The organism is Vibrio chanodichtyis, assembly GCF_028863985.1.
Taxonomy (GTDB): Bacteria; Pseudomonadota; Gammaproteobacteria; order Enterobacterales; family Vibrionaceae; genus Vibrio; species Vibrio chanodichtyis.
In genome coordinates, this window is the sequence record NZ_JARBFT010000002.1 from 1 (window position 1) to 24,141 (window position 24,141).

The 24,141-nt window shown below is 47.8% G+C and carries 15 protein-coding genes and 1 CRISPR repeat array; of the genes, 5 read left to right on the plus strand and 10 right to left on the minus strand.

The window, feature by feature from the left end; genetic code table 11:
- The first annotated feature begins 84 nt into the window (after window positions 1–84).
- Window positions 85–6,501: direct repeats of the CRISPR family, unit length 32 nt; unit sequence GTTTCAATCCACGCGCCTGTGGGAGGCGCGAC.
- 175 nt (window positions 6,502–6,676) lie between these two features.
- The 9 genes from cas2 to PUN32_RS02165 form a co-directional block, all read right to left on the minus strand.
- Window positions 6,677–6,970 (minus strand): CRISPR-associated endonuclease Cas2, encoded by a 294-nt coding sequence (cas2, locus tag PUN32_RS02125; protein WP_274721562.1) that lies wholly within the window; start codon window positions 6,968–6,970, stop codon window positions 6,677–6,679.
- Between the two features lie 11 nt (window positions 6,971–6,981).
- Complete coding sequence (gene cas1c, locus PUN32_RS02130) at window positions 6,982–8,013, minus strand: type I-C CRISPR-associated endonuclease Cas1c (RefSeq protein ID WP_274721563.1); 1,032 nt, start codon at window positions 8,011–8,013, stop codon at window positions 6,982–6,984.
- The gene (gene cas4, locus PUN32_RS02135; RefSeq protein ID WP_274721564.1) at window positions 8,010–8,633 is read right to left on the minus strand and encodes a CRISPR-associated protein Cas4; all 624 of its coding nucleotides are present in this window, start codon (window positions 8,631–8,633) and stop codon (window positions 8,010–8,012) included. The genes cas1c and cas4 overlap by 4 nt, the downstream gene beginning before the upstream one ends.
- Window positions 8,633–9,589 carry a type I-C CRISPR-associated protein Cas7/Csd2 gene (cas7c, locus tag PUN32_RS02140; RefSeq protein ID WP_274721565.1) on the minus strand — a complete coding sequence of 319 codons (957 nt, stop codon included), beginning with the start codon at window positions 9,587–9,589 and terminating at the stop codon, window positions 8,633–8,635. Before cas7c ends, cas4 begins: the two co-directional genes overlap by 1 nt.
- A complete protein-coding gene (gene cas8c, locus PUN32_RS02145) occupies window positions 9,519–11,486 on the minus strand; it encodes a type I-C CRISPR-associated protein Cas8c/Csd1 (RefSeq protein WP_274721566.1) in 1,968 nt (655 codons plus the stop codon). The genes cas7c and cas8c overlap by 71 nt, the downstream gene beginning before the upstream one ends.
- Window positions 11,483–12,187, minus strand: a complete 705-nt coding sequence (gene cas5c / locus PUN32_RS02150; protein ID WP_274721567.1) for a type I-C CRISPR-associated protein Cas5c — start codon at window positions 12,185–12,187, stop codon at window positions 11,483–11,485. The genes cas8c and cas5c overlap by 4 nt, the downstream gene beginning before the upstream one ends.
- Window positions 12,188–12,218: 31 nt before the next feature.
- On the minus strand, window positions 12,219–14,693 hold the full coding sequence (cas3, locus tag PUN32_RS02155; protein WP_274721568.1) for a CRISPR-associated helicase Cas3': 2,475 nt from the start codon (window positions 14,691–14,693) through the stop codon (window positions 12,219–12,221).
- A gap of 475 nt (window positions 14,694–15,168) precedes the next feature.
- Window positions 15,169–16,200 (minus strand): L-threonine 3-dehydrogenase, encoded by a 1,032-nt coding sequence (tdh, locus tag PUN32_RS02160; protein ID WP_274721569.1) that lies wholly within the window; start codon window positions 16,198–16,200, stop codon window positions 15,169–15,171.
- Between the two features lie 2 nt (window positions 16,201–16,202).
- A complete protein-coding gene (locus PUN32_RS02165) occupies window positions 16,203–17,396 on the minus strand; it encodes a glycine C-acetyltransferase (protein WP_274721570.1) in 1,194 nt (397 codons plus the stop codon).
- Window positions 17,397–17,679: 283 nt separating this feature from the next.
- Between PUN32_RS02165 and PUN32_RS02170 the strand changes: the two genes are divergently transcribed.
- The 3 genes from PUN32_RS02170 (at window position 17,680) to gloA2 (ending at window position 20,573) form a co-directional block, all read left to right on the plus strand.
- Window positions 17,680–18,948, plus strand: coding sequence for an O-acetylhomoserine aminocarboxypropyltransferase/cysteine synthase family protein (locus PUN32_RS02170; protein ID WP_274721571.1), 1,269 nt, complete (start codon window positions 17,680–17,682; stop codon window positions 18,946–18,948).
- Window positions 18,949–19,101: 153 nt separating this feature from the next.
- Window positions 19,102–20,073, plus strand: a complete 972-nt coding sequence (locus tag PUN32_RS02175) for a LysR family transcriptional regulator (RefSeq protein ID WP_274721572.1) — start codon at window positions 19,102–19,104, stop codon at window positions 20,071–20,073.
- A 116-nt stretch (window positions 20,074–20,189) separates the two neighbouring features.
- On the plus strand, window positions 20,190–20,573 hold the full coding sequence (gene gloA2, locus PUN32_RS02180; protein ID WP_274721573.1) for an SMU1112c/YaeR family gloxylase I-like metalloprotein: 384 nt from the start codon (window positions 20,190–20,192) through the stop codon (window positions 20,571–20,573).
- A 77-nt stretch (window positions 20,574–20,650) separates the two neighbouring features.
- Here the strand turns inward: gloA2 and PUN32_RS02185 are convergent, their stop codons facing one another.
- Window positions 20,651–21,397: a phosphatase gene (locus PUN32_RS02185; RefSeq protein ID WP_274721574.1), complete on the minus strand. Its 747-nt coding sequence runs from the start codon at window positions 21,395–21,397 to the stop codon at window positions 20,651–20,653.
- Between the two features lie 512 nt (window positions 21,398–21,909).
- Between PUN32_RS02185 and zwf the strand changes: the two genes are divergently transcribed.
- Together zwf and pgl are read left to right on the plus strand one after the other, a co-directional pair.
- Window positions 21,910–23,412: a glucose-6-phosphate dehydrogenase gene (gene zwf / locus PUN32_RS02190; protein ID WP_274721575.1), complete on the plus strand. Its 1,503-nt coding sequence runs from the start codon at window positions 21,910–21,912 to the stop codon at window positions 23,410–23,412.
- Window positions 23,409–24,128 (plus strand): 6-phosphogluconolactonase, encoded by a 720-nt coding sequence (gene pgl / locus PUN32_RS02195; RefSeq protein WP_274721576.1) that lies wholly within the window; start codon window positions 23,409–23,411, stop codon window positions 24,126–24,128. Before zwf ends, pgl begins: the two co-directional genes overlap by 4 nt.
- The last annotated feature ends 13 nt before the right edge of the window (window positions 24,129–24,141 follow it).

Here is a 24,141-nt window from a genome sequence, read left to right on the forward strand (position 1 = left end):
GCTTGACACCCAATGAGTCAGAACGATTGTATTGGGAAAACTCTAAAACCGTGGCCAATTTTAGTTGACCACTACAGAGCGAAGGTTTCAATCCACGCGCCTGTGGGAGGCGCGACATGATAAACAACATAATTGTTATGATGATTTTTTGTTTCAATCCACGCGCCTGTGGGAGGCGCGACATTGAATCTCGCCGTGATAAAGCCTTAACCAAAGTTTCAATCCACGCGCCTGTGGGAGGCGCGACTTTGGTGGCTATTTACATTTTACTGACAGCACCAGTTTCAATCCACGCGCCTGTGGGAGGCGCGACCTCAATTCGGATTGCTCCTCTCTAGACGATTACGAGTTTCAATCCACGCGCCTGTGGGAGGCGCGACTTCACTATCTTTGTCAAAATCGTTCATATCCTTGTTTCAATCCACGCGCCTGTGGGAGGCGCGACGATGGCTCTCAAAATGCTTATGTTGGTAGAGTGGTTTCAATCCACGCGCCTGTGGGAGGCGCGACTCCGAGCTAATATGCGTTGATGAGCTGCCCAACATGTTTCAATCCACGCGCCTGTGGGAGGCGCGACGTCATGATCTATGGGTTTGGTTTCCGCCAAGTAGTTTCAATCCACGCGCCTGTGGGAGGCGCGACTTGTCGCTTCGATTTCATCTGCAGGGATGCGTTTTTGTTTCAATCCACGCGCCTGTGGGAGGCGCGACTTCTTTTAGGGGCATTTTTCTATTCGGAGTAATGTTTCAATCCACGCGCCTGTGGGAGGCGCGACATGCCTATTATGAGCAGATGCTATTTGATGCCAAGTTTCAATCCACGCGCCTGTGGGAGGCGCGACCAAGAACCCAATCATTACTAAACTTGTCGAACTTGTTTCAATCCACGCGCCTGTGGGAGGCGCGACAGAGCAAATTAACGCTATCAAGTATGCTTTGCTGGTTTCAATCCACGCACCTGTGGGAGGCGCGACGCTTTATGCAGAGTTCGTTGCTCAAGTGGCTAGTGTTTCAATCCACGCGCCTGTGGGAGGCGCGACGCCTTGATGTATGGTTTTGCTAACGTCTCACTCGTTTCAATCCACGCGCCTGTGGGAGGCGCGACCTAGGATTTTAACATCCTCCCAAAGGTTTGACAGGTTTCAATCCACGCGCCTGTGGGAGGCGCGACGATCCGGATTATAGCGGTTATGTGTTTGGTTCTCGTTTCAATCCACGCGCCTGTGGGAGGCGCGACTTCAAGTGATGCGCAGGCTACAGCTTCTTACCTAGTTTCAATCCACGCGCCTGTGGGAGGCGCGACATACATTGACGGCGTTTCATCTTTCGGCCACCCAGTTTCAATCCACGCGCCTGTGGGAGGCGCGACTTCTCAACATTGCCACCCTTTGCTCTCTCGCTCTTGTTTCAATCCACGCGCCTGTGGGAGGCGCGACCTTTCATTTTATAACTCCTTGCTGAATAGGTGCCGTTTCAATCCACGCGCCTGTGGGAGGCGCGACCATTTATTTACTAGTTCCGTTCGGACATTAATGCGTTTCAATCCACGCGCCTGTGGGAGGCGCGACTCTACAAGCCGGAAGTCAAGCCAACTAGTAGCCGTTTCAATCCACGCGCCTGTGGGAGGCGCGACAAGTGCATCTTTCATTGGGGACAAGTATTTAGTTGTTTCAATCCACGCGCCTGTGGGAGGCGCGACTTGGGCAAAAAAATATCTGAAGAACAAGAATTGAGTTTCAATCCACGCGCCTGTGGGAGGCGCGACGGCGTACCCACGCGATTAAGCCGTACCAAAATTAGTTTCAATCCACGCGCCTGTGGGAGGCGCGACGAATTCGATGATGCAGTGCCACAATTCATTCTTGTTTCAATCCACGCGCCTGTGGGAGGCGCGACTGACAAACACCTGATCTCGGTTTCCGTGAACTCGTTTCAATCCACGCGCCTGTGGGAGGCGCGACCGGCGATTGCCTTGTCGTTGCTATAATTCTTCTAGTTTCAATCCACGCGCCTGTGGGAGGCGCGACGCGTTTGTGTGTCACTCGTAATACCACGCTTCAGGTTTCAATCCACGCGCCTGTGGGAGGCGCGACCTTTTCCCTCCACAAGAAGCTTATAAACGTTGTGTTTCAATCCACGCGCCTGTGGGAGGCGCGACCTTGCACTTGCTTGACCTGGCAACCAGCAACTCGGTTTCAATCCACGCGCCTGTGGGAGGCGCGACCAACGGTACTTCATTCGCTGTTGGCTTGGTTAGGGTTTCAATCCACGCGCCTGTGGGAGGCGCGACTCTACTTGCCAAGCCTTACATCCAAGCGGCCCTAGTTTCAATCCACGCGCCTGTGGGAGGCGCGACTTTCGGCCCAAGATGATGTCTCTCTCCCAGTATTTGTTTCAATCCACGCGCCTGTGGGAGGCGCGACCTCTATCTACTATTTAACTACTTAACACTGAAAGGTTTCAATCCACGCGCCTGTGGGAGGCGCGACACCGACATGACTGCAACATTCGACACAAGAGCAAGTTTCAATCCACGCGCCTGTGGGAGGCGCGACCTCTTCTTTGTCTTCATCAACGGCATAGGAAATGTTTCAATCCACGCGCCTGTGGGAGGCGCGACGTTCGCGTTGGCAATATCGGCCAACCCTTTCAGTGTTTCAATCCACGCGCCTGTGGGAGGCGCGACGTTAACCCAGAGTTAAGCGATGATACAAAGCGTGTTTCAATCCACGCGCCTGTGGGAGGCGCGACTAACGCTAAGTATAAGTTGCTGTATTTAACAAAAGTTTCAATCCACGCGCCTGTGGGAGGCGCGACAATTGATATTATTGTGTACGCAACCTTGAAAGCGGTTTCAATCCACGCGCCTGTGGGAGGCGCGACGCCAGCCATTGATGCACGCTCGATCTCATCAACTGTTTCAATCCACGCGCCTGTGGGAGGCGCGACTTTGGCCTGCAGTTGATCGCCACGAGAGTCACTGTTTCAATCCACGCGCCTGTGGGAGGCGCGACTTTGTCTGCTGAAAGTTGCTGATCGAGGTATTGAGTTTCAATCCACGCGCCTGTGGGAGGCGCGACTTCGTGCCGTCAACATTTATTTGGATTTAAAATGGTTTCAATCCACGCGCCTGTGGGAGGCGCGACCAATTCGGATTGCTCCTCTCTAGACGATTACGAGTTTCAATCCACGCGCCTGTGGGAGGCGCGACGCAAGTACGGCTCCAATGGTGTAAATTATGAATGTTTCAATCCACGCGCCTGTGGGAGGCGCGACTTGATAGGGTAGCGCTTGATTTCGTGGGTTTGTGTGTTTCAATCCACGCGCCTGTGGGAGGCGCGACCTAGCAAGGCGTGTTAAGCAACTCTATGACGCTGTTTCAATCCACGCGCCTGTGGGAGGCGCGACGCGGAGCCGGTACAGCTTTCACCTGTGTACCAGGTTTCAATCCACGCGCCTGTGGGAGGCGCGACCTATTTTGATTTGCTCAAAGTGCAGCCCTAGGCCGTTTCAATCCACGCGCCTGTGGGAGGCGCGACAACATCATATGACTCTGCAAACGCAAGCGCATCGCGTTTCAATCCACGCGCCTGTGGGAGGCGCGACGTCACAGCAAAGCCGTGGCAGATGTCGCTGTAAGTTTCAATCCACGCGCCTGTGGGAGGCGCGACTAGTTGCTGGTCTTTTTTTATGCGCTCAAAAAATGTTTCAATCCACGCGCCTGTGGGAGGCGCGACTGAGCAACAAGCTAAATCGGCAGCGATGGAGTTGTTTCAATCCACGCGCCTGTGGGAGGCGCGACTACTGACAAGTGCCAGAAGCTAACGCAGGCATTGGTTTCAATCCACGCGCCTGTGGGAGGCGCGACATTGGTGTGCTTTGACTTGCCGCTCCAAATGTTGTTTCAATCCACGCGCCTGTGGGAGGCGCGACTTTGACGACGAATTAACGCTTGATAACTTTATCGTTTCAATCCACGCGCCTGTGGGAGGCGCGACCATTGATCCGCTATTAATACTACCAGCACCGCCGGTTTCAATCCACGCGCCTGTGGGAGGCGCGACCTCCAGCATGATTAAAGATTTCACTTGCTGCCGGTTTCAATCCACGCGCCTGTGGGAGGCGCGACTGGGTCTATCTCAAGCACTTGCGTTGAGTTGAAAGGTTTCAATCCACGCGCCTGTGGGAGGCGCGACCTTTGAAATAACTATCTGTAACTGCTGTATAGCGTTTCAATCCACGCGCCTGTGGGAGGCGCGACCACAACATCAACAACGGAGCGCAATATGAATAACGTTTCAATCCACGCGCCTGTGGGAGGCGCGACTTCGAAACTCGGCCGACTTGGAGATTTCATCGTTTGTTTCAATCCACGCGCCTGTGGGAGGCGCGACTGACTGTTTTGGTAATTTCATTGTTAGTGGCACAGTTTCAATCCACGCGCCTGTGGGAGGCGCGACGAGAAAAGCCCGCGTTTGTGTTTGTCGTGGTCGGGTTTCAATCCACGCGCCTGTGGGAGGCGCGACAAGCCGATTTATTTACACCTGACATTAAAGCGAGTTTCAATCCACGCGCCTGTGGGAGGCGCGACGCACGATATTAATCACAGCGTCAATACTTCTCCGTTTCAATCCACGCGCCTGTGGGAGGCGCGACCTGACTGGCGTTACTTTTGGCGACCCTGCTGGTTCGTTTCAATCCACGCGCCTGTGGGAGGCGCGACCACTACATGACGCGCAAAACCGCATTAGTGCTAGTTTCAATCCACGCGCCTGTGGGAGGCGCGACTGAGCCTCTTCCGTTAGAAGATGACCGAGTGAAGGTTTCAATCCACGCGCCTGTGGGAGGCGCGACTCTTTACTCGTATGCGAGCTGAGGACTGGTTTGTGTTTCAATCCACGCGCCTGTGGGAGGCGCGACCATGAGCACCATTTAATTTAACAAGGTTGTCCATGTTTCAATCCACGCGCCTGTGGGAGGCGCGACATTGCTCTATGAACTTTTTATCCCTTTTATTGATGTTTCAATCCACGCGCCTGTGGGAGGCGCGACTGTTGATTTTGAACGAGCGTATTACTCAGTAAAAGTTTCAATCCACGCGCCTGTGGGAGGCGCGACTTCCGTATTTGACACATCTTCGGCATACAAACCGCGTTTCAATCCACGCGCCTGTGGGAGGCGCGACTGCTCATCGTGCATTGGCGTTACTGCTAACACTGTTTCAATCCACGCGCCTGTGGGAGGCGCGACACTGATTCACGGCGAGTACGTTGAACAAAATACGTTTCAATCCACGCGCCTGTGGGAGGCGCGACATATCATGGTCATTTTTGATAAAGGGTAAAATATGTTTCAATCCACGCGCCTGTGGGAGGCGCGACTCATGTTTCCACAATCTTCGCACTCAGCAAACCAGTTTCAATCCACGCGCCTGTGGGAGGCGCGACTAAACCAGTCGTGCAGCGTGCGCTCTGGAACTTCTGTTTCAATCCACGCGCCTGTGGGAGGCGCGACGTTAAGTCCGTGCCCGGCACTCGCAGGATGAGCGAGTTTCAATCCACGCGCCTGTGGGAGGCGCGACAGTTGTCCATCTTGTCACTAAAGACACGATTGATGTTTCAATCCACGCGCCTGTGGGAGGCGCGACGCCTTACGTAACTGTAGCAACTGAGTATGTAGAAGTTTCAATCCACGCGCCTGTGGGAGGCGCGACGTGTATTCACCCAATGCATGCTTGTTTGTTTCACGTGTTTCAATCCACGCGCCTGTGGGAGGCGCGACTTAAGTCCGTGCCCGGCACTCGCAGGATGAGCGAGTTTCAATCCACGCGCCTGTGGGAGGCGCGACACAAAATACAATTCCAGTTCCATTCTGGATGTGGTTTCAATCCACGCGCCTGTGGGAGGCGCGACAAATCTTGCCAGCTTTGATGTTGTTAGACTCGATGTTTCAATCCACGCGCCTGTGGGAGGCGCGACGATACACCCGTTAATGACCAACCAACGCGAGTTTGTTTCAATCCACGCGCCTGTGGGAGGCGCGACTGGCAACGGTGGCATTGGTGCGCTTGGTAATCTTGTTTCAATCCACGCGCCTGTGGGAGGCGCGACCCACCTTCATCATTAGCTGCTTTGACTTCAATTGTTTCAATCCACGCGCCTGTGGGAGGCGCGACTTTTGTTGACGTTTACTTCTGCATCATCATTTGTGTTTCAATCCACGCGCCTGTGGGAGGCGCGACATTGTAAATCCAAGGATGGTGATGTCTTTGGCTGTTTCAATCCACGCGCCTGTGGGAGGCGCGACGTGACAATAACACTCGATCCGTTGTGCTTTAGGGTTTCAATCCACGCGCCTGTGGGAGGCGCGACCAAGTGGAGCTGTCATTAATGCGGAAGCAGCAAGTTTCAATCCACGCGCCTGTGGGAGGCGCGACCTTCACTATCAAACAACTTCAAGCAGCATTTATCGTTTCAATCCACGCGCCTGTGGGAGGCGCGACCGCCTCTTCTCAAAGGCGCGTATAAACTAACACATTCTATTGTTTACCGCTAACTTTGCACAGTAGAACAAGACTATTTGATGTGAATCTATACAAATAAATATTTTCTATATTTTTAAATAGCTTATGCTATCGCTAGATCCCCAGTGTTTTAATGAGAACTCCAGCCTAGCGATTATAAAATAAGGGGATTTCTGAATATATCGATGGCGACTTTCGCACCGTGATGCTCTACTTTGTTGTGCCAGTTTTTGCCGAGCTTATAAAAACGCAAACTGTCTACTTCAGAATCATAAATAGATAACAGTTTATCTTTAAACACCAACCATTGTGTTGAGTCTATTTCACATTCAAATACAGAATATTGCACTCTTACACCATAATCTAAGCATACATTTGCTAATTGCCTGAGGCGTTTTTGACCATTTTCACTGTCAAAAGAGACATCGTAGGTGACCAGTACCATCATTGTTTGCTCTCCTATTTTTTGATTACAAATGGCGGATAATGGGCCAAATCACCACGCAAATGGCGTGCCAGCAGCATGGCTTGTACATGTGGTAATAAGCCAATTTGTATCTTTTCTTGCAAAAATGAATGCATGACTTCTTCTTGTTTTTTAGCTTGATAAGCCTGAAAAACTAACTTGCGCGCTTCGTCTTTGATGGTTACACCACCAAGACAATCTGTCTCAAAGTTCTTAGTGGTGAGGGTTTTGTTATTAAAGAGTTTTAAGGCAATACTATCAACAATGTAGGCTCTAAACTCTTCTAGAAGATCGAGGGCTAAACTATTCCTACCGGGTCTTTCTTTGTGTAAAAAACCGACTTGTGGATCTAACCCTACACCTTGTAATGCCCCACTGATTTCTTGCCCTAAAACAGAGTAAAGTAGTGAAATAACTGCATTAACTGGGTCTTTAGGCGGTCTTCGAGTGCGCTTATCAAACAACTGTTTGCTTTCGTTGCCTTTAAACATGTCAGCAAATGCGGAGAAGTAATGTGATGCCGCTTCTCCCTCTAGCCCTAAAATTGTGTCGTAGGTGGTAACGCCTTTTAGTTGCTCAATAATTTGCTTTAAACGCGCAATGGCTTTTTCTAACTGTGGTGTAGTGCCGTGATTGCGTCTAAAACGTAAAAGCAACATTCGAGATGAATGTATTTTTGCCGCAACAATATGCTTAGCAAGTTCGTTTGCCGCCGGCTCTTTAACGTTAAACTGCTGCCTACGCAGCAATACGTTACCGGTTTGTTTACCAACAACATTAGCGAGGAAACGGCCACGCATATCAAAAAAGGCGAGATGTGTGCCATTTTCACCACAAAAGCCCAGTAACTGCGGCGATACCATAATATTGCCAAAACAAAATATACTGCCAATCGAATGAATGGGAAGCTGCATCAGTTTTTGCTTTTCACCATCCACTTTTTGTTCAATTAACAAGGTGTCACGTTGCTTATGCAAATAAACGCCGTCTTTGGTGATATAAAGTGAGTTTTGCAGCTTTTTCATTCAGCCTCCGTATTAAATAATGCGGCTACGTAACCGCTTGAAGCATCATTATTGGTTAAATCTGGCTGACATATTTCAATCAAGGAACATGCCTTACAATGTTTACCTTTCATTGGCAGAGGCGTTTTTCCGTTTGTAAATAACTGTTGCACTTTCGTAATTAAAGCTTTTGTGCGCATTCGCAATTGGTTATCGAATTCAACGTCAATACGTTTGCGTGTTTGCCAATACCAAAGTGCGCCATTTGTAACTTCAACTGATAGCATTTCTTCGATACATAAGGCTTGCGCGCACAACTGTACTTTGTCGATATCGCTTGCTTTGGGCTTGCCTCGTTTATACTCAACTGGGACGAATTGGTGACTGAGTTTATGGTACTCTAGTAAGTCTAATTTACCTGTTACGCCTAATTGTGGCGCAGTAACCACTACGCCACGTTCAAAACGCACGCCTTTACGGGTTTCTGGATCGCCATTATCAACTCGCTCATGTAACTGCCGCCCGTGTGCCGTTAGGTAGTTTTCTTGCCACACTTGCTCTAAGTGGATCAGCGCACATTGGCGCTGACAAAAAGCAAAATGTTGTAAAGCGGATATGTTGATTAGGCTTGCGTCAATCATTAGAAACCTTCGATCACTTCTGGCTCTAGCCCTTGCAAAGCGCTTACCAGCGAATCATTTAATGCCGATGTTTCAAGCGGTAAGCCTTGTTCAATATGCGCTCTTAGCGTTTGATGCACTTTTGCCGAAGAATACTGGCCAGACTTAGAGTCATGTTTCCACCATACAAGGTGCGAAATACCCATAGAACCTTCAGGGCGCGCTGATGATGCATCACCTTCAAATAACTTGACTAATACCGCTTTAATCTTTTCTGCATCTTCATCACTGAAGCCGGTTTTTTCTGCCAACTGAGGTGTCATCGCACCGAAGGCAACATAGGTTGCTTTGTCTACGCGGTGCTTCATTCCCATGGTATCTGATGATTTTTTGGTGCCATCACCCTCACCACTCACACTCTTGGTAATTTGTGTGCTAGTGATACTGACTGGCTCAATACTAAATGCGCTTTGAATAGTGACAGGTCCACGAATTGGAATAGAAACACCCTCCGTACCCGTACCTTTAAACGCAAAAACTTGGCCGAAAGTACGGACATCTAACCATTTTTCACAACATAATTTTGCGGCCTGATCTGGCGCTGTTTTTTTACTGTTGAACACCTCTTTCCCCAAACCAACCTCGTCTGATTCTGCACGGTTGCGTAAGCTTGTCATGCCATCGGTTTTCTTTTCATCCGATTGAACAAAAATGCTCTCTCCCGCTTCTTGTAAACGATCTCGAATTTTGCGCTTTAAACAAACATCGGTAATTTCGCCAAAACCATCGTAATCCGTACGCGGACGGTTGCCATTGAGTGGGTCACCATTTGGGTTAGCGTTTAATACGTTAAAAATTAATGCAAAATCGATTTTATTTTGTAAAGACATAGTGATGTTCCTTTTCTTAGACTGTTTCTTCAAATGATTCTGTTGTCTGTGTGTCAGTAACTTTTTTAACCCATTGGCCTTTTTCAACTTTGTGGGTTGCTAACCACATCATTTGATTGTGAAAACCAAGCAAAAATTCGGGGCTTAGTTTTTGGTTTGACGTAAAGTCAGCCGGATTAAACATATCGGTTATTTGACTAATAAGTGCTTTAGTGGCTTGGTCATACCCTTGATAATGATTAAACAATCTTTGTTGGTAAGGCACTAAGGCATTGCTGATGTTTAACCACGTTGAAGCGGGTCGATTAACAAACTGCGTCATAAAACGCTCCGCCGTGGTTAAACGATTTGCTTCACTGCTTGAGAGCGCAATTTTTTCAACTTTGTTTGCTACCGCCAGTAAACGACCAAATAAATAGTCGCGACTGGCATGATCTTGTTGTAATGCCATTGGGTATTCCTTTTGAATAGTTGAATGAGTTGTGCGGGTATAAAATCCTTTGATCAGTGAGCAGGCAATGCCTAAGTTCTGTAACCAAAGCCAAGTTTGATCTGATTTATAGGCGACACGATTAACCGCACGGTGAAATGCACTTTGCATGATGTCTTGCGGGATAGGTTTACCCTCTACAATGCATGGGTATAAACGGGTGATCAGGTTTTTCTTTAAAGTATCCGCTGATTTAAGTACATCACCGTATACACTATCAAGTACTCGGAATAGACTCGGAGCACTATAAACCCATTGCCACTGTTCGTTTATTCTGACTCTCTGTTGCCAGCCAAGATCGAGTTGCCATTGCTCTAATCGTGCTAAAAACTCCTTTGCAATGGTTTCACGGTAATACAGAATACCCATTCGTCCTGGGGTAGCCGAATCTAACCCTAATAGAGCAATTTGTTCGTTGTCATCCAACTGATTTTTCGTTTTGATCCCGTTAAAGTAATGTTTTAACTGATTGGCGTAGGCTCGACCTAAATCCTGTGTGTGATCAACGCTGTCGGTTTCTTCTAACAAACTGGCCAAATCAGTAAAGTCTGGTTCGGTAGGTTTGGGCAATTCTTTACCCGATACCGCCCAAGCTAAATAAACTTGATCGCCATTTCTGAAAACACTTTGCTTTGTTAACAAACAACGTAGTGCATTGTGCGCTTTTTGTGTCACTTCAAAGCTAATGTTGCAAGCTTCTTCATTTGATAAAAAACGACCTCGGAAGGTATAACCACTTTTATCGTTGGCAGAGATTAATTTGGCTTTGTCACCACTATGACGTATTTTTGCTGGATGATTACTAGCCACGAGCTTCTCTTCACCAATGGCATAACATAAGCTGGTGCTATCGCTATTTTGACTATCAAATGCAATCCAACTTTGTTGAATGCTTGGGTCGAGCCAAGTTTTGGATTGTGGGACACCGGGTGTTTCAACACTCCAACATACAAGCGCAGAGCCTTGGTCGAACAACCCTTTTTCTTTGGGTAAAATTCTTAGTAATGCCGGGGCTTCCCCTTCATTATTCCATTTGGTTAGCAATTGCCCATTTTGTTCATGTAGCACATTTTCGGCCACCAAGTCTGCAACCATAGTACCTTTGGCAATATATTGGTACACAGCCTGTACTGCAGGATGGCGATGCTCTGAATCACACCAAGCTTTTAATTGCGCTTGATACAACTCAAACCCAGATTTTTTTATACCAGCGAAATCAGAGTAATCTTTCGCAACGTATTGAATTTTATCGGCCAATGCATGTGCACATAAACCACTGCTGCGCCCTGCGGACTGTTCCGTGGCGGGTAAGACTATTTGTGTTTTTTCAAGTACTTCCGCACGAACAAACTCACCTTGTTCATTTATCACAACATGTATGTGCGCATTTTGAAGGGTATGGCAAATCGGCATCACTTGCTGTTCAAATGGCAAGCTGTCATTAAGCTTTTCAAGCTCATCATAGGTTTTGTAGAGTGTCGTTAACCAAGTCATAGGCCGATCTCCGTTTGCTCAACACTCTGCACATTTTGTTCAAGATCAAAACTTTTTACGCTCATTTTTCTCACATGACGCGTTACTGGGCACGCTGTAACGTGAGGATATTCAATTACGCCATTTTTCATTACGCCATGCCAGAATCGACTAATCAGTTCGTTGTTACCGATTTCATCTGGGTAACCAAAACTGTGAAACATTAAGCCAAAACCTAGCTCGTCAATCTGATCGTAAGCGCCTTCACCTTCACCAAATAGACAAGGTTCAACATAACCTTGGCAATCGCGGGTACCGAGAAAAATGTCTTGTCGCCCACCTTTTTCAAGCATGCGTTTAGCAATAGCAAAATGTTTGCCATCAACACGATCTTTCGCTAATTCAGGTCTGTGTTCATTCCACTCAAAATGGGCTTCAATTTGGTATTCAACGTCATGCAAAAAGGTGTAATACGCCAAAGTATTACCTCCTCCCCAGTTCAACGGCTTGGTGCCCTTAGTTTGGGTGCGAAGTGGTTTTATCACCCTGACTCTATCAACATGCCAAACAAGCGTGGGCTTCCAGTAGATGGATTTTAAAATCCCTTTAATCGCCTCGTAGGTAGGAATGTGATAAGTGCACTTTTCCCCCCCCACTTTAGTTATAGGGTCGGTAAATAATGCATACCTGCCCCATAATCTAAAACTAATACTGTTTTTCACATGGTTCTCCTTGTTAAAAACATGGTTATTTTTAAAAAATTAAATCTTGCTGAGCATTTGTTACTTCTAAGCTCAAACCAAAATCTTGGCTGTAAAATTCTTCACTTAAATAAAACACCGCTTCGTCTTGGGCTATGGGGAACACCGCCTGCTGATCCGTTAATTTTTGCCATACATTCGGAAATATATTCACACTGTATTTTTGTGCCGACTTTAATAAACAGCGGTAACTTGCAGCATCAAAGCGCTGATCAAGCGCACATAATTGTGTGATGATGCTTTGCGCTTCATCATTGAATGGCACGATCACGGAATGCACAGGTGCATCAATAGCTTTAAACTGTTTCGCAGCCGTCATAAAAGATTGCTTTAGGGTAAACGGTGTTTGATTGATATTTCTTTGATTACTGCTTAGCAAGTTAAGTAAAGTTTGAGCTTGCTTAACGGGATAGGTCATCTCTTTATGGCGCTCATAAAAGTAGTATTGAAAATACTGGCTCATTGCTTGCGGTTTAAGTAAGTCTTGTTCTGAAAACTCAGTAAATATGCGCTTTGAAGCAGCAATACCGGTTTTAATATCGTGGAGCATACCGACATTTTCTTGGGTAGGGTTTAGCACAAACACATGGCCTTTTTGTTGCTTACCATTTCGATTGCAACGCCCTGCGGCTTGAGCCATTGAGTCAAGACCGGCGACAAAACGTATAACGCAACCAAAATCCACATCAACACCCGCTTCAATAAGTTGGGTACTGATACACAAAGTTGCCACCCCACTTGATAAACGCGCTCTGACCTCATCTAGAATTTGTTTGCGATGAGCTGAACACATGCCAGTGCTTAAATGAAATATTTTCGTTTCGTTAGTCAGTTGACTTTGCAACGCTTGAAACAAGGTTTTTGCCCAGGCTTTGGTATTGACAATCACCAAACAGCTTTGTGCTTCTGATAGTTGTTGTTGCACTAGTTCAGTGATTTCGGCCGCACTCCAACCCTCTTTTTTGGTTACGTTCTTTAAACTCACGCGCTCTAGCTGTTGATAAAGCTTTTCAATATTTGGGGTTAGTTCATTTTCTAGCGGCAATTGCAACTCACCAAACAGTTTGATTTGTTCGGGTAACTGATTGAGTAAAGGTTGAGTCGCGGTACACATTAACGCTGTGCTGTTAGCAAAACGGGTTAAATAGTTAATGGTGTTATTGAATAAATGAACACAACGAATAGGGAGCGTTTGGATTTCATCAAACACCAATACCGCATTACTGAGTTGATGTAACCGCCTTGACCCACGCGTACCACTTGCGAACAGACTTTCAAGAAACTGCACCATGGTTGTGAGCACTATGGGCTTATCCCAATTTTCACATGCGAGTTTTGAACGCCACGTTTGTTGCTCTGGCTCTAAACTTGAATGATGTTCTAACACCCAATCATCGGCGTTTATTTCATCCAAAACACCACGAATGGCATTAGCATTTTGCTCAATAATTGAGGTAAACGGAATTATGTAGATGATCCGATCAAGGTTATGCTTTTGAGCATGATGCAGCGCAAAGCGCAGGCTGGCATAAGTTTTCCCGCCCCCCGTTGGAACCGTCAAACTGTAGATACCCGTTTCGCCTTGTGCGCGATTAAAACAGTTGTCTGATATTTCAGCACGAATATGGTCAATTGGATTGACGGGCTCAAACTGTGCGATGAAACTTTCAATTTTATCGCAAGCCGACGTCCAATCAGGTTGTTTAAAACGCTCAGGTTTATTGCTTGGCTGATCAAAATCGGCACTGTCAATTCGGTCGGCATCAATAAGACAGCTGAACAGCATTTTAGTAAACATGCCAAGGTAATAATCATGTTCAATTGCTGACAACTCGAACTGTTCAAACAGACTTTTAAGGTGTTGGCTACTTTCTAAGATAAACTCAAAACTCGCCAGTGACTGCGCTTGTGAAAGTAGATCAGGGTCAGCATTTTCACTACATTCTTTTAAGTGGGTTAATTCATCGTGCTTTTTAATCCGGTTTGCAAAAACGTTTTCATGTTCTGACAAACTATCAATCAACCCGCTGTGATGTGAGGCAATACACATACTGAGTGCTTGAGTAATGGCTAATCCGTATGGGGCAAGTGTTGCATCTTGTTGTTTTAACTTGGCTAAATGAGGGACAAGCGAATTTATAACCCACTGAGCGCCTGCACTTGAGTGGTCAATTTTTCCTTTTAAACTTTTACTCGTTGAACTTTCGAAGCTACCCTCATCATTATCTGGGCTATAGCCCGTTTGCTCTTCAACAATAAGGCGCATGTATTTTTGAAAAGCACCACTGTATTTACCAAAATCATGCATTAAGCCAATCAGTCGCCCTAGCTCGGCAAAACCTATTTTTGCACCCAGCCGACCAGCTAATTCACTAACCGCATTTAAGTGAGCATAAACGCTTTGGTGATGACCAGTCTCAATATCTGGATGGGCAATATAAGATTCACTCGGGTTACAATCATTCATCAACGCGGCTCCCACGGCATAATGTTCTCGATATACCGTTGCAGCTCCGTCGCTTGAACTTATATCGATATTGGCTTTTATCTTTCATAAACCTTCAAAAGGGGAAGGCGTTATAGTGACTTTCGGTGTATAGAATGGAATGCAGTATAACGAGTTGATTTATCTCGCCAGCTCAGCGACCAGTAAGGATTGCACTGCATAGATAAGCATAATAACGTTACACCGCAGCACAAACCAGAGAACTCATTGAATAAACGTTTAAAAATGGGAGCTCAACACTGTGTCATGGTCGTTTTTTGACATTTTGGCCGTGCTTTCCACAGAGGCATGGATTGAAATTGGGGAGTGTTTGGGGCTAAATTGGGGCTTTTTGAAAGGTTGAATACGGTTTTATTTTCCACTTTACTGTTTATAAAAACAGTGTTATCCAAAAACAAAGCGCCCCTTGCGGAGCGCTATGTGGAGAGATTTTCGGTTACTGCCAATCAAGGATAACTTTGCCGGAAGCCCCGCTGCGCATGATGTCGAAGCCTTTTTGGAAGTCGTCGACTTTGAAGTGATGAGTAATGATTGGGCTGATATCGAGACCCGATTGAATGAGGCTCGCCATTTTATACCAAGTTTCGAACATTTCGCGACCGTAGATGCCTTTGATCACCAAACCTTTGAAGATCACTTGGTTCCAGTCAATCGCCATCGATGAAGGTGGAATGCCCAATAGCGCGATACGGCCACCGTGGTTCATGGTTTTAAGCATGGCGCTGAACGCACTTGGTACACCAGACATTTCTAAGCCAACATCAAAGCCTTCGGTCATGCCAAGCTCTTGCATCACCTCTTCTAGATTTTGCTCTGCCACGTTCACCGCGCGAGTTACGCCCATTTTACGAGCTAAATCAAGACGGTATTCATTAACATCTGTGATCACCACATGTCGTGCGCCAACATGTTTAGCCACCGCTGCCGCCATAATGCCGATTGGGCCTGCACCAGTGATCAGCACATCTTCGCCGACTAAGTCGAAAGAAAGCGCAGTGTGCACCGCGTTGCCAAACGGGTCGAAAATCGAGGCCAAATCATCAGAGATGCCATCTGGAATTTTGAAGGCATTAAACGCTGGGATCACCAAATATTCCGAGAAACAACCGGTGCGGTTGACACCAACACCAATCGTGTTGCGGCACAGGTGCGTACGGCCACCACGACAGTTACGGCAATGACCACAAGTGATATGCCCTTCACCAGAAACGCGATCACCGATTTGGAAACCACGCACTTCTTGGCCAATGCCAACCACTTCACCCACGTATTCGTGGCCAACCACCATAGGTACTGGAATGGTTTTTTGTGACCACTCATCCCAGTTATAAATGTGTACGTCAGTACCACAAATCGCGGTTTTCTTAATTTTGATCAGCAGATCATTGTGGCCAAGCTCAGGCATGTCGACTTGGTTGATCCAGATGCCCTGCTCAGGTTTGAGTTTAGAAAGTGCTTTGATTTTCATAATTAAATGAGTCCCATATCACGACCGACTTCAATGAAAGTGTCGATGGCTTTGTCCAGTTGTTGACGGCTGTGTGCAGCAGACATTTGCGTACGAATGCGCGCCTGCCCTTTAGGCACAACCGGGAATGAGAAACCGACCACGTAAATGCCTTTGGCCAAGGCACGCTCGGCAAATTCTGCCGCCACTTTGGCATCGCCGAGCATAATTGGAATGATCGCATGGTCAGCGCCGCCCATAATGAAACCCGCCGCTTCCATACGAGTGCGGAAGTGCGCGGCGTTTGCCCATAGGCGCTCACGCAGGTCACCACTCTCTTGTAGCAAATCCAACACGCGCAGCGATGCCGCCACAATCGCCGGAGCCACCGAGTTAGAAAACAGGTAAGGACGTGAACGTTGACGCAGCCAATCGATCACCTCTTTTTTGCCTGACGTGTAACCGCCTGATGCACCACCCATCGCTTTGCCGAGTGTGCCGGTGATGATATCAATGCGATCAATCACATCGTGGTATTCATGAGTACCGCGACCATTTGCGCCCATAAAACCTACCGCGTGTGAATCATCAACCATCACTAACGCGTTGTATTTATCCGCCAAATCACAAATGGCTGGCAAATTTGCCACCACGCCGTCCATTGAAAATACACCGTCAGTCACGATCAGCTTGTGACGAGCGCCGGCAGCATCAGCGGCGATAAGTTGCTCTTCCAGCTCTTGCATGTTGTTGTTGGAGTAGCGGAAACGCATCGCTTTACATAGGCGCACCCCATCAATGATCGAAGCGTGGTTGAGCGCATCAGAAATGATCGCATCTTCTTTATCAAGCAGAGTTTCAAACAGACCGGTGTTGGCATCAAAGCATGAGGTGTAAAGAATGGTCTCTTCCTGACCTAAAAATTGCGAGAGCTTTTGTTCCAGCTGTTTATGAATATCTTGCGTGCCGCAGATAAAACGCACCGATGCCATGCCAAAACCGTGGCTATTCATGCCCTGTTGTGCCGCTTCTATTAGCGCCGGGTGATTGGCCAAACCAAGGTAGTTATTGGCGCAGAAGTTAAGTACCTCTTCACCAGTAGAAATTTCGACCGCTGCTTGTTGCTGCGAAGTGATGACACGTTCCGATTTATAAAGCCCTTCAGCTTTGACTTGCTCAAGTTGAGTGCGGATTTGCTGATAAAAAGCAGACGACATGGTGTATTCCTTATTATTTTGATTTTGCAGGGAACAGGATGCGCAAACACACCCTATTTACACTGTAAAAAGCCGATTGCTGTAAGTGTAGTCGAAGCGCTCATCAGCGATTATCTGTCACAGTGGAAAAGCATTGGTGAATTTCAAGCACAAATCTAATCTTGCAGCTGGAATAAGGAGGTGGCGTTGAGGGCGCAATACGGCCAGTTCATGCAATAGCGCTTGATTTCTGCGCCGGAAACTTCAAAGATGTGGTCCCACTTCTTGAGTCAAAGGACCGACGATGAAAGACGCAACCTTAGCGATCCATTATGGTTACACCACCGATCCCACCACCAAATCGGTGGCCACGCCGATTTATCAAACCGTCGCTTATGAATTTGATAATGCGCAGCATGGCGCGGATCTGTTTAACTTGGCGGTGCCGGGCAACATTTATACCCGGATCATGAACCCAACCAACGATGTGCTGGAAAAACGCATGGCCGCACTGGAAGGTGGCATTGGCGCTTTAGTGGTGAGTGCAGGCAGCGCCGCGATCAACTATGCCATTCTCACTTTGGCTCAAGCCGGGGATAATATTGTTTCCACCCCGCAACTGTATGGCGGCACCTACACTCTGTTTGCGCATATGCTGCCAAGCCAAGGGATTGAAGTGCGTTTTGCTAAAGATGATCACCCTGAAAGTTTGATTGAGCTGATTGATGAGCGCACCAAAGCGGTGTACTGCGAAAGCATTGGTAATCCGGCTGGTAATATTATTGATTTACAACGGCTGGCTGAGCTAGCCCACGCACAAGGCGTGCCGGTGATAGTCGACAATACCGTCGCCAGTCCTGCATTGTGTAAACCGATCCAATTTGGTGCTGACATTGTCGTTCATTCGTTGACCAAGTATTGCGGTGGACACGGCACCACCTTAGGTGGCGTGATTGTCGATTCAGGCAAATTCCCGTGGGCGCAGCATCCAGAGCGCTTCCCAGTGTTTAATCAACCTGAACCGTCTTATCACGGTGTGGTGTACACTGAAGCCTTTGGTGACGCGGCGTTTATTGGCCGCGCGCGTACCGTACCACTGCGCAATACTGGCTCCGCCCTCTCGCCGATGAATGCGTTTATGATCCTGCAAGGTTTGGAAACCTTGCCACTGCGCATGGAACGCCACACTGAAAATGCGCTCAAAGTCGCCCAGTACTTAAAACAGCACCCAAAAGTCAGTTGGGTCAGCTATGCCGGCCTCCCTGACTCACCGTATTATGAGTTAGCACAACAATACATGGGCGGCAAACCTTCGGCGATTCTCTCCTTTGGTTTGCAAGAGGGTTATCAAGCTGGGGTGCGTTTTTACGATACGCTGCAAATCTTCAAACGTTTGGTCAATATTGGTGATGCCAAATCACTGGCTTGCCATCCCGCGTCGACGACTCATCGGCAAATGAGTGAGCAAGAGCAATCTAAAGCAGGCGTGAGACCAGAGATGATCCGCTTATCGGTTGGAATAGAACATATCGATGATCTGTTGGCCGATCTCGAACAAGCTCTCAACGCTTAACACGGCGCTGGTGATTCCAGCGCTTAGCTTGCTCCCTCTCATGCGAGACGGAGCAGCTTACCGCTAAACTCTGCACTTTTGGCCCAGCAAATTGCATTTATCAGCAGATTCTGCGACAGTGGCGCGACTTGTTGCCTGACTCTACAAAGCCTGATGTTACCCGCTAAATTGATTGCCCTACTGCCCGATCTCGCCACCTTTATTGTGGTGGTCAATGAAGGCAGTTTTACCGCTGCCGCTGGCAAACTTGGCGTGACTCCTTCGGCGCTGAGTAAACTGATCACTCGCCTAGAACAAGCGTTATCGATCAAACTGTTTGAGCGAACTACGCGCAAACTGATCATTACTCAAGCGGGACAAAAGGTGTATGAGCAAAGCCGCTTAATGGTCAATGCTGCCCAGCAAGCGATGGAGATTTCCAATGCTGAACATGCTGAACCTGCCGGCGCGCTGACGGTTGCTGCGCCAGAAGCATTTTTAAATTCGGTATTACAGCCGTTTGTGCTACCGTTTCTCGCCCGTTATCCACACATTCAGCTCAAACTGCGCGCTGCCGATGGTGAAATTGATCTGTTCAAACACAATATTGATGTGGCATTTCGTTTAACCGATAAACCGGATGAAAACTTAGTGCTGCGTGAGCTGTGCAAAACCAACTTAGTGCTATGCGCTAGCCCAGACTATCTCGCGCTGCGCGGTACGCCAAGCCATCCCACTGAGCTGGCCGAGCATGACTGTTTGTATCTGGCCGAAACGGAGAAAGATCATATCTGGAGCTTCGCCCAAGGCCAAGAAACACACACCGTAGCGGTGAGTGGTCGCTACGCGGTCAATCAGTCACAACTGCGTTTAACTGGGGTAAAAAATCATCTTGGCATCGGTATTTTCCACGATTTTGTGGTGCAAGATGCCCTTGCGACCGGCAAGGTAGTGCAGGTGCTGCAAGCGTGGAGTATTAAAAGTAATTATCACGGCGCGATTGCCATGCAGTATGCACAAACCAAATACATGCCCACTCGTTTGCGGGTGTTTATTGATTTTGTGCTTGAGCATTTATGCCCGAAGCATTCTACACCCAAACCACTTGAAGTTGCAGGTAGGCGGCAAGTGAGTGAGTCCCCATGAGCATAGGCAAACTGTGTAATTAGATAAATATGTCATTAGATAAACGATGTGATTGGGGTCAACGAGCGTAGCCAACACCACGGCAGCTTCAAGTAGGAAGGGGATAAGGAGTCAACATGCTAAAACGTATTCATCATGCCGCGATCATCTGTGCCGATTACCCACGCTCAAAGGCATTTTATAGCGAGATTCTCGGCTTACGCGTGATCGCCGAGCACTATCGCGCCGAGCGAGACTCTTACAAACTCGATTTAGCTCTGCCTGATGGGTCGCAAATTGAGCTATTTTCATTTGCTCACCCACCAGCCCGCGCCAGTTTTCCGGAAGCGCAAGGATTACGTCATTTAGCGTTTGCCGTGGAAGATGTCGCCCACTGCAAAGCTCAACTAGAACAGCAAGGCATCGAGGTAGAACCGATTCGGATCGATCAATACACTGGCAAAGCCTACACGTTTTTCGCCGATCCGGATGGCTTACCACTTGAGCTGTATCAGATCTAATCTCAATCGCGACTCATATCACGCAACGTGCTCTTTCTTTAAACGAAAAACTTAAACGAAACAGTTAAACGCAATGCTTAAACCAAATCGGCAAACTCGGCAATCGGCTGACGGCCACGTAACTGCAGAAAATCTAAAAACTGCCGAGCAGTGTGCGTGATCACCCGCGATGTCGGGATCCCGACTTGATCAATCAGTTGACTGGCTAAAGATAATTCACCGAGATCTAAGCAAAAATGGGCATCGCTCCCAGTCGTAATATAAGCATCGAGGGTTTTGGCGACCTGAGCAATCTGATAGCAGCGATCGATACTGCCGATCCGACTATTGCCCTTAAGTGTGCTGTTATTGATCTCAATCGCCACATGATGAGCTTTGGCACAAGCAATCACCTCGGCAAAATCGAAATCAAAATTGGGATTGCCCAAATGGCCTAATGCGTCAACCCGACCACTTTCAATGGTATTGATCAGTGCTGCGGTGTGGGTCGCTTTATCGGCTGGAGTAAAAACCGGCTCATGAAAACTGGCAATCACCCAATCAAGGTTGGCATCCACACTCGGATGCAGATCAATCTCCCCTTGCGGATTAAGAATATTGGCTTCAACCCCACGCAGTACCCCCACCCCTTCCAAAAAACGCGGCAAAATACGTTGGTTAGAGAAAAACCAATAATGAGGCGCTCCGGGCATTGAGTGTGCATGATCTGTGGTGCAAAACAGGGTCAAACCATTGGCTTTGGCTGCGCGCGCATTTTCAATCAGCGTGCTGTAAGCGTGGCCACTGGCGTAAGTATGAGTGTGTGTATCTACAACAAATTTCATTTTAATCATCCTTGCATACGCATTGCCGCCAGTGTAACAGCCCGCCCGATCAGTTACTACGTTGCAGATTATGCTGTAAGTTTGACTTGCCCAGCCGATCACTCGGTTATCCGTGCTATGTTTAATCTTACCAACTGGAACAGCCCAAGCCGCAAACCTTGCGTCACCTCATTCAACCGCGCTGTTCATAGACAAAATCGCTGGCTTGAGCATCAAAAATCTAAATATAACCATTTTTACGTGTCACAATTTAATCGATTGCGCCATCAAGAGTTGATGTATGTCAAAGAGTCGTAGACAATACGCCACCAAGTTGAGTCGGCCTCTCGCTCACGCAGTCGACTTTGTACTTGATTGATTTTATCTATTGAAACTATAGATAGGATCGGTTTTTGATTTGTGTAATGCGCTGCTAGGGTTGGCGCATACTAAGCATACCCAAATATTTTGCGGGGGAATGGTCATTTTTTGCCCGCAAAGATGGGAAATACCTCGTTTCGAAAGGAAAGATGATGGTAATACCTGAAAACAGCAGCATCGTAATTTTCGGTGCCTCGGGAGATTTGACCTACCGTAAGCTTATTCCTGCGCTGTATCACCTCTATGCCAGTCAACAACTGCCAAAATCATTTGTGATTTTAGGGGTGAGCCGTACTGAGTACAGCGATGAAACTTACCGTGACAAATTGCAACGTTCGCTGCAAGAGCTGGAAAAGACTGAACCCGCCATTTTAGCGGCGTTCATGCAGCATGTGCATTACCAAGCTCTGAATACCTCAGCGGTGAATGACTACCAACACTTGGTGACTAAGCTCGATCAGCTGGCCAACCAACATCAATTAACCCAGCGCAATACGCTGTTTTATCTTGCCACCCCACCAAGCCTGTATGGGGTGATCCCAGCTTGTCTGGCTGCCCATGGTCTCAACGATGAGCGCCAAGGCTGGAAGCGGCTGATCATCGAAAAACCCTTTGGTTACGATCTGCAATCAGCGCAAGCGCTGGATGTGGAGATCCATCACCATTTCCAAGAACACCAGATCTACCGCATCGACCATTATCTTGGTAAAGAAACGGTGCAAAATTTGCTGGTATTCCGCTTTGCGAACGGCATGTTTGAGCCGTTGTGGAACCGTAACTTTATTGATTATGTCGAAATCACTGGCGCAGAGTTTCTTGGGGTTGAAGAGCGCGGCGGCTATTACGATGGCTCTGGCGCGGTGCGTGATATGTTCCAAAACCATCTGCTGCAAGTGCTAGCGATGGTCAGTATGGAACCACCCGCGGCGATCAATGCAGATTCGATTCGTGACGAAGTCAATAAAGTACTGCAAAGCCTACTGCCACTGTCTGAGAGCGATCTGCGCAACAATTTGGTGTTGGGACAATATACCGAATCAGCAGTGCGTGGGCAGTTTTTGCCGAGTTATCGTAATGAACCTGGCGTTGCTGCCGATTCACGCACTGAAACCTATGTTGCGCTGAAAATGTTCATCAATAACTGGCGTTGGAATGGCGTACCTTTCTATGTGCGCAGTGGTAAACGTTTACCAACCCGCGTCACCGAAGTGGTGATCCACTTTAAACGTACGCCGCATCCGGTGTTTGGCCAAAATGCCCCGGAAAACAAACTGATCATTCGTATTCAGCCGGATGAAGGTATTCTGATGAGCTTTGGTTTAAAAGAGCCCGGCGCGGGTTTCAAAGCCAAAGAAGTGTCGATGAATTTCCACTATGCCTCACTGGAGCAGATCAAAATGCTTACCGCCTATGAGCGTTTGTTGCTTGATGCACTTAATGGTGATGCGACACTGTTTGCGCGTACCGATGCGGTAGAAGCGTGTTGGAAGTTTGTACAACCCATCCTCGATTTCAAACAAGACCCACAATCGCTGTATGGATACGCCTGTGGCACATGGGGACCACAACAAGCCGATACTTTACTGCAAGCGGACCAGCGCACATGGCGCTTTCCTTGTAAAAACCTAACGGATACGGATTACTGCGAATTATGATCAATCATAAAATTTTTGTTACTGCGGATGCAGTCGTGACCCGTTTGGCTGACGAGTTGCTCAGTTACAGCCAACAAAGCCAACCGGTGCATATTTCACTTTCCGGCGGCAGCACGCCAAAAATGCTGTTTCAATTGCTGGCTAGCCAACCTTATGCGCATGATATTCAGTGGCAAAATCTGCATTTCTGGTGGGGTGATGAGCGCTGTGTGGCTCCCGATGATGCAGAAAGCAATTACGGTGAAGCCAATGCGCTGCTGTTTAGCCACATCAACATGCCTGAGCAAAATATCCATCGCATTTTAGGTGAAAATCCACCTCAGGCGGAAGCGGAGCGTTTTGCCCAAGCAATGGCCGAGCTGATCCCTGTTGATAATAATGGTACGCCAGTGTTCGACTGGATTTTGCTTGGCGTGGGGGCCGATGGTCACACAGCATCCCTGTTTCCAGAGCAAACCGACTACGCGGATCCGCATCTGGCCGTGGTGGCCAGCCATCCACAATCTGGGCAACTGCGCGTATCAAAAACCGCCAAAGTGCTGCAAGCGGCCAAACGCATCAGTTATTTAGTACTTGGTGCAGGTAAAGCCGAGATCGTACAACAAATTCACACCACTCCAGCGGAACAACTGCCCTATCCGGCAGCCAAAATTCACTCTACGAGTGGAGTAACCGAGTGGTATTTAGATTCAGACGCCGCAGCAAAGATTGCGTGAAGGAGAGCAAAAA

What these genes read in the sequence shown, in the direction of transcription:
- PUN32_RS02175 (WP_274721572.1), top strand. Translation starts at nt 19,102, where the DNA reads ATGTTACCCGCTAAATTGATTGCCCTACTGCCCGATCTCGCCACCTTT.
- PUN32_RS02185 (WP_274721574.1), bottom strand. Translation starts at nt 21,397, where the DNA reads ATGAAATTTGTTGTAGATACACACACTCATACTTACGCCAGTGGCCAC.
- zwf (WP_274721575.1), top strand. Translation starts at nt 21,910, where the DNA reads ATGGTAATACCTGAAAACAGCAGCATCGTAATTTTCGGTGCCTCGGGA.
- PUN32_RS02165 (WP_274721570.1), bottom strand. Translation starts at nt 17,396, where the DNA reads ATGTCGTCTGCTTTTTATCAGCAAATCCGCACTCAACTTGAGCAAGTC.
- cas1c (WP_274721563.1), bottom strand. Translation starts at nt 8,013, where the DNA reads ATGAAAAAGCTGCAAAACTCACTTTATATCACCAAAGACGGCGTTTAT.
- pgl (WP_274721576.1), top strand. Translation starts at nt 23,409, where the DNA reads ATGATCAATCATAAAATTTTTGTTACTGCGGATGCAGTCGTGACCCGT.
- tdh (WP_274721569.1), bottom strand. Translation starts at nt 16,200, where the DNA reads ATGAAAATCAAAGCACTTTCTAAACTCAAACCTGAGCAGGGCATCTGG.
- cas8c (WP_274721566.1), bottom strand. Translation starts at nt 11,486, where the DNA reads ATGACTTGGTTAACGACACTCTACAAAACCTATGATGAGCTTGAAAAG.
- cas4 (WP_274721564.1), bottom strand. Translation starts at nt 8,633, where the DNA reads ATGATTGACGCAAGCCTAATCAACATATCCGCTTTACAACATTTTGCT.
- cas3 (WP_274721568.1), bottom strand. Translation starts at nt 14,693, where the DNA reads ATGAATGATTGTAACCCGAGTGAATCTTATATTGCCCATCCAGATATT.
- cas2 (WP_274721562.1), bottom strand. Translation starts at nt 6,970, where the DNA reads ATGATGGTACTGGTCACCTACGATGTCTCTTTTGACAGTGAAAATGGT.
- gloA2 (WP_274721573.1), top strand. Translation starts at nt 20,190, where the DNA reads ATGCTAAAACGTATTCATCATGCCGCGATCATCTGTGCCGATTACCCA.
- PUN32_RS02170 (WP_274721571.1), top strand. Translation starts at nt 17,680, where the DNA reads ATGAAAGACGCAACCTTAGCGATCCATTATGGTTACACCACCGATCCC.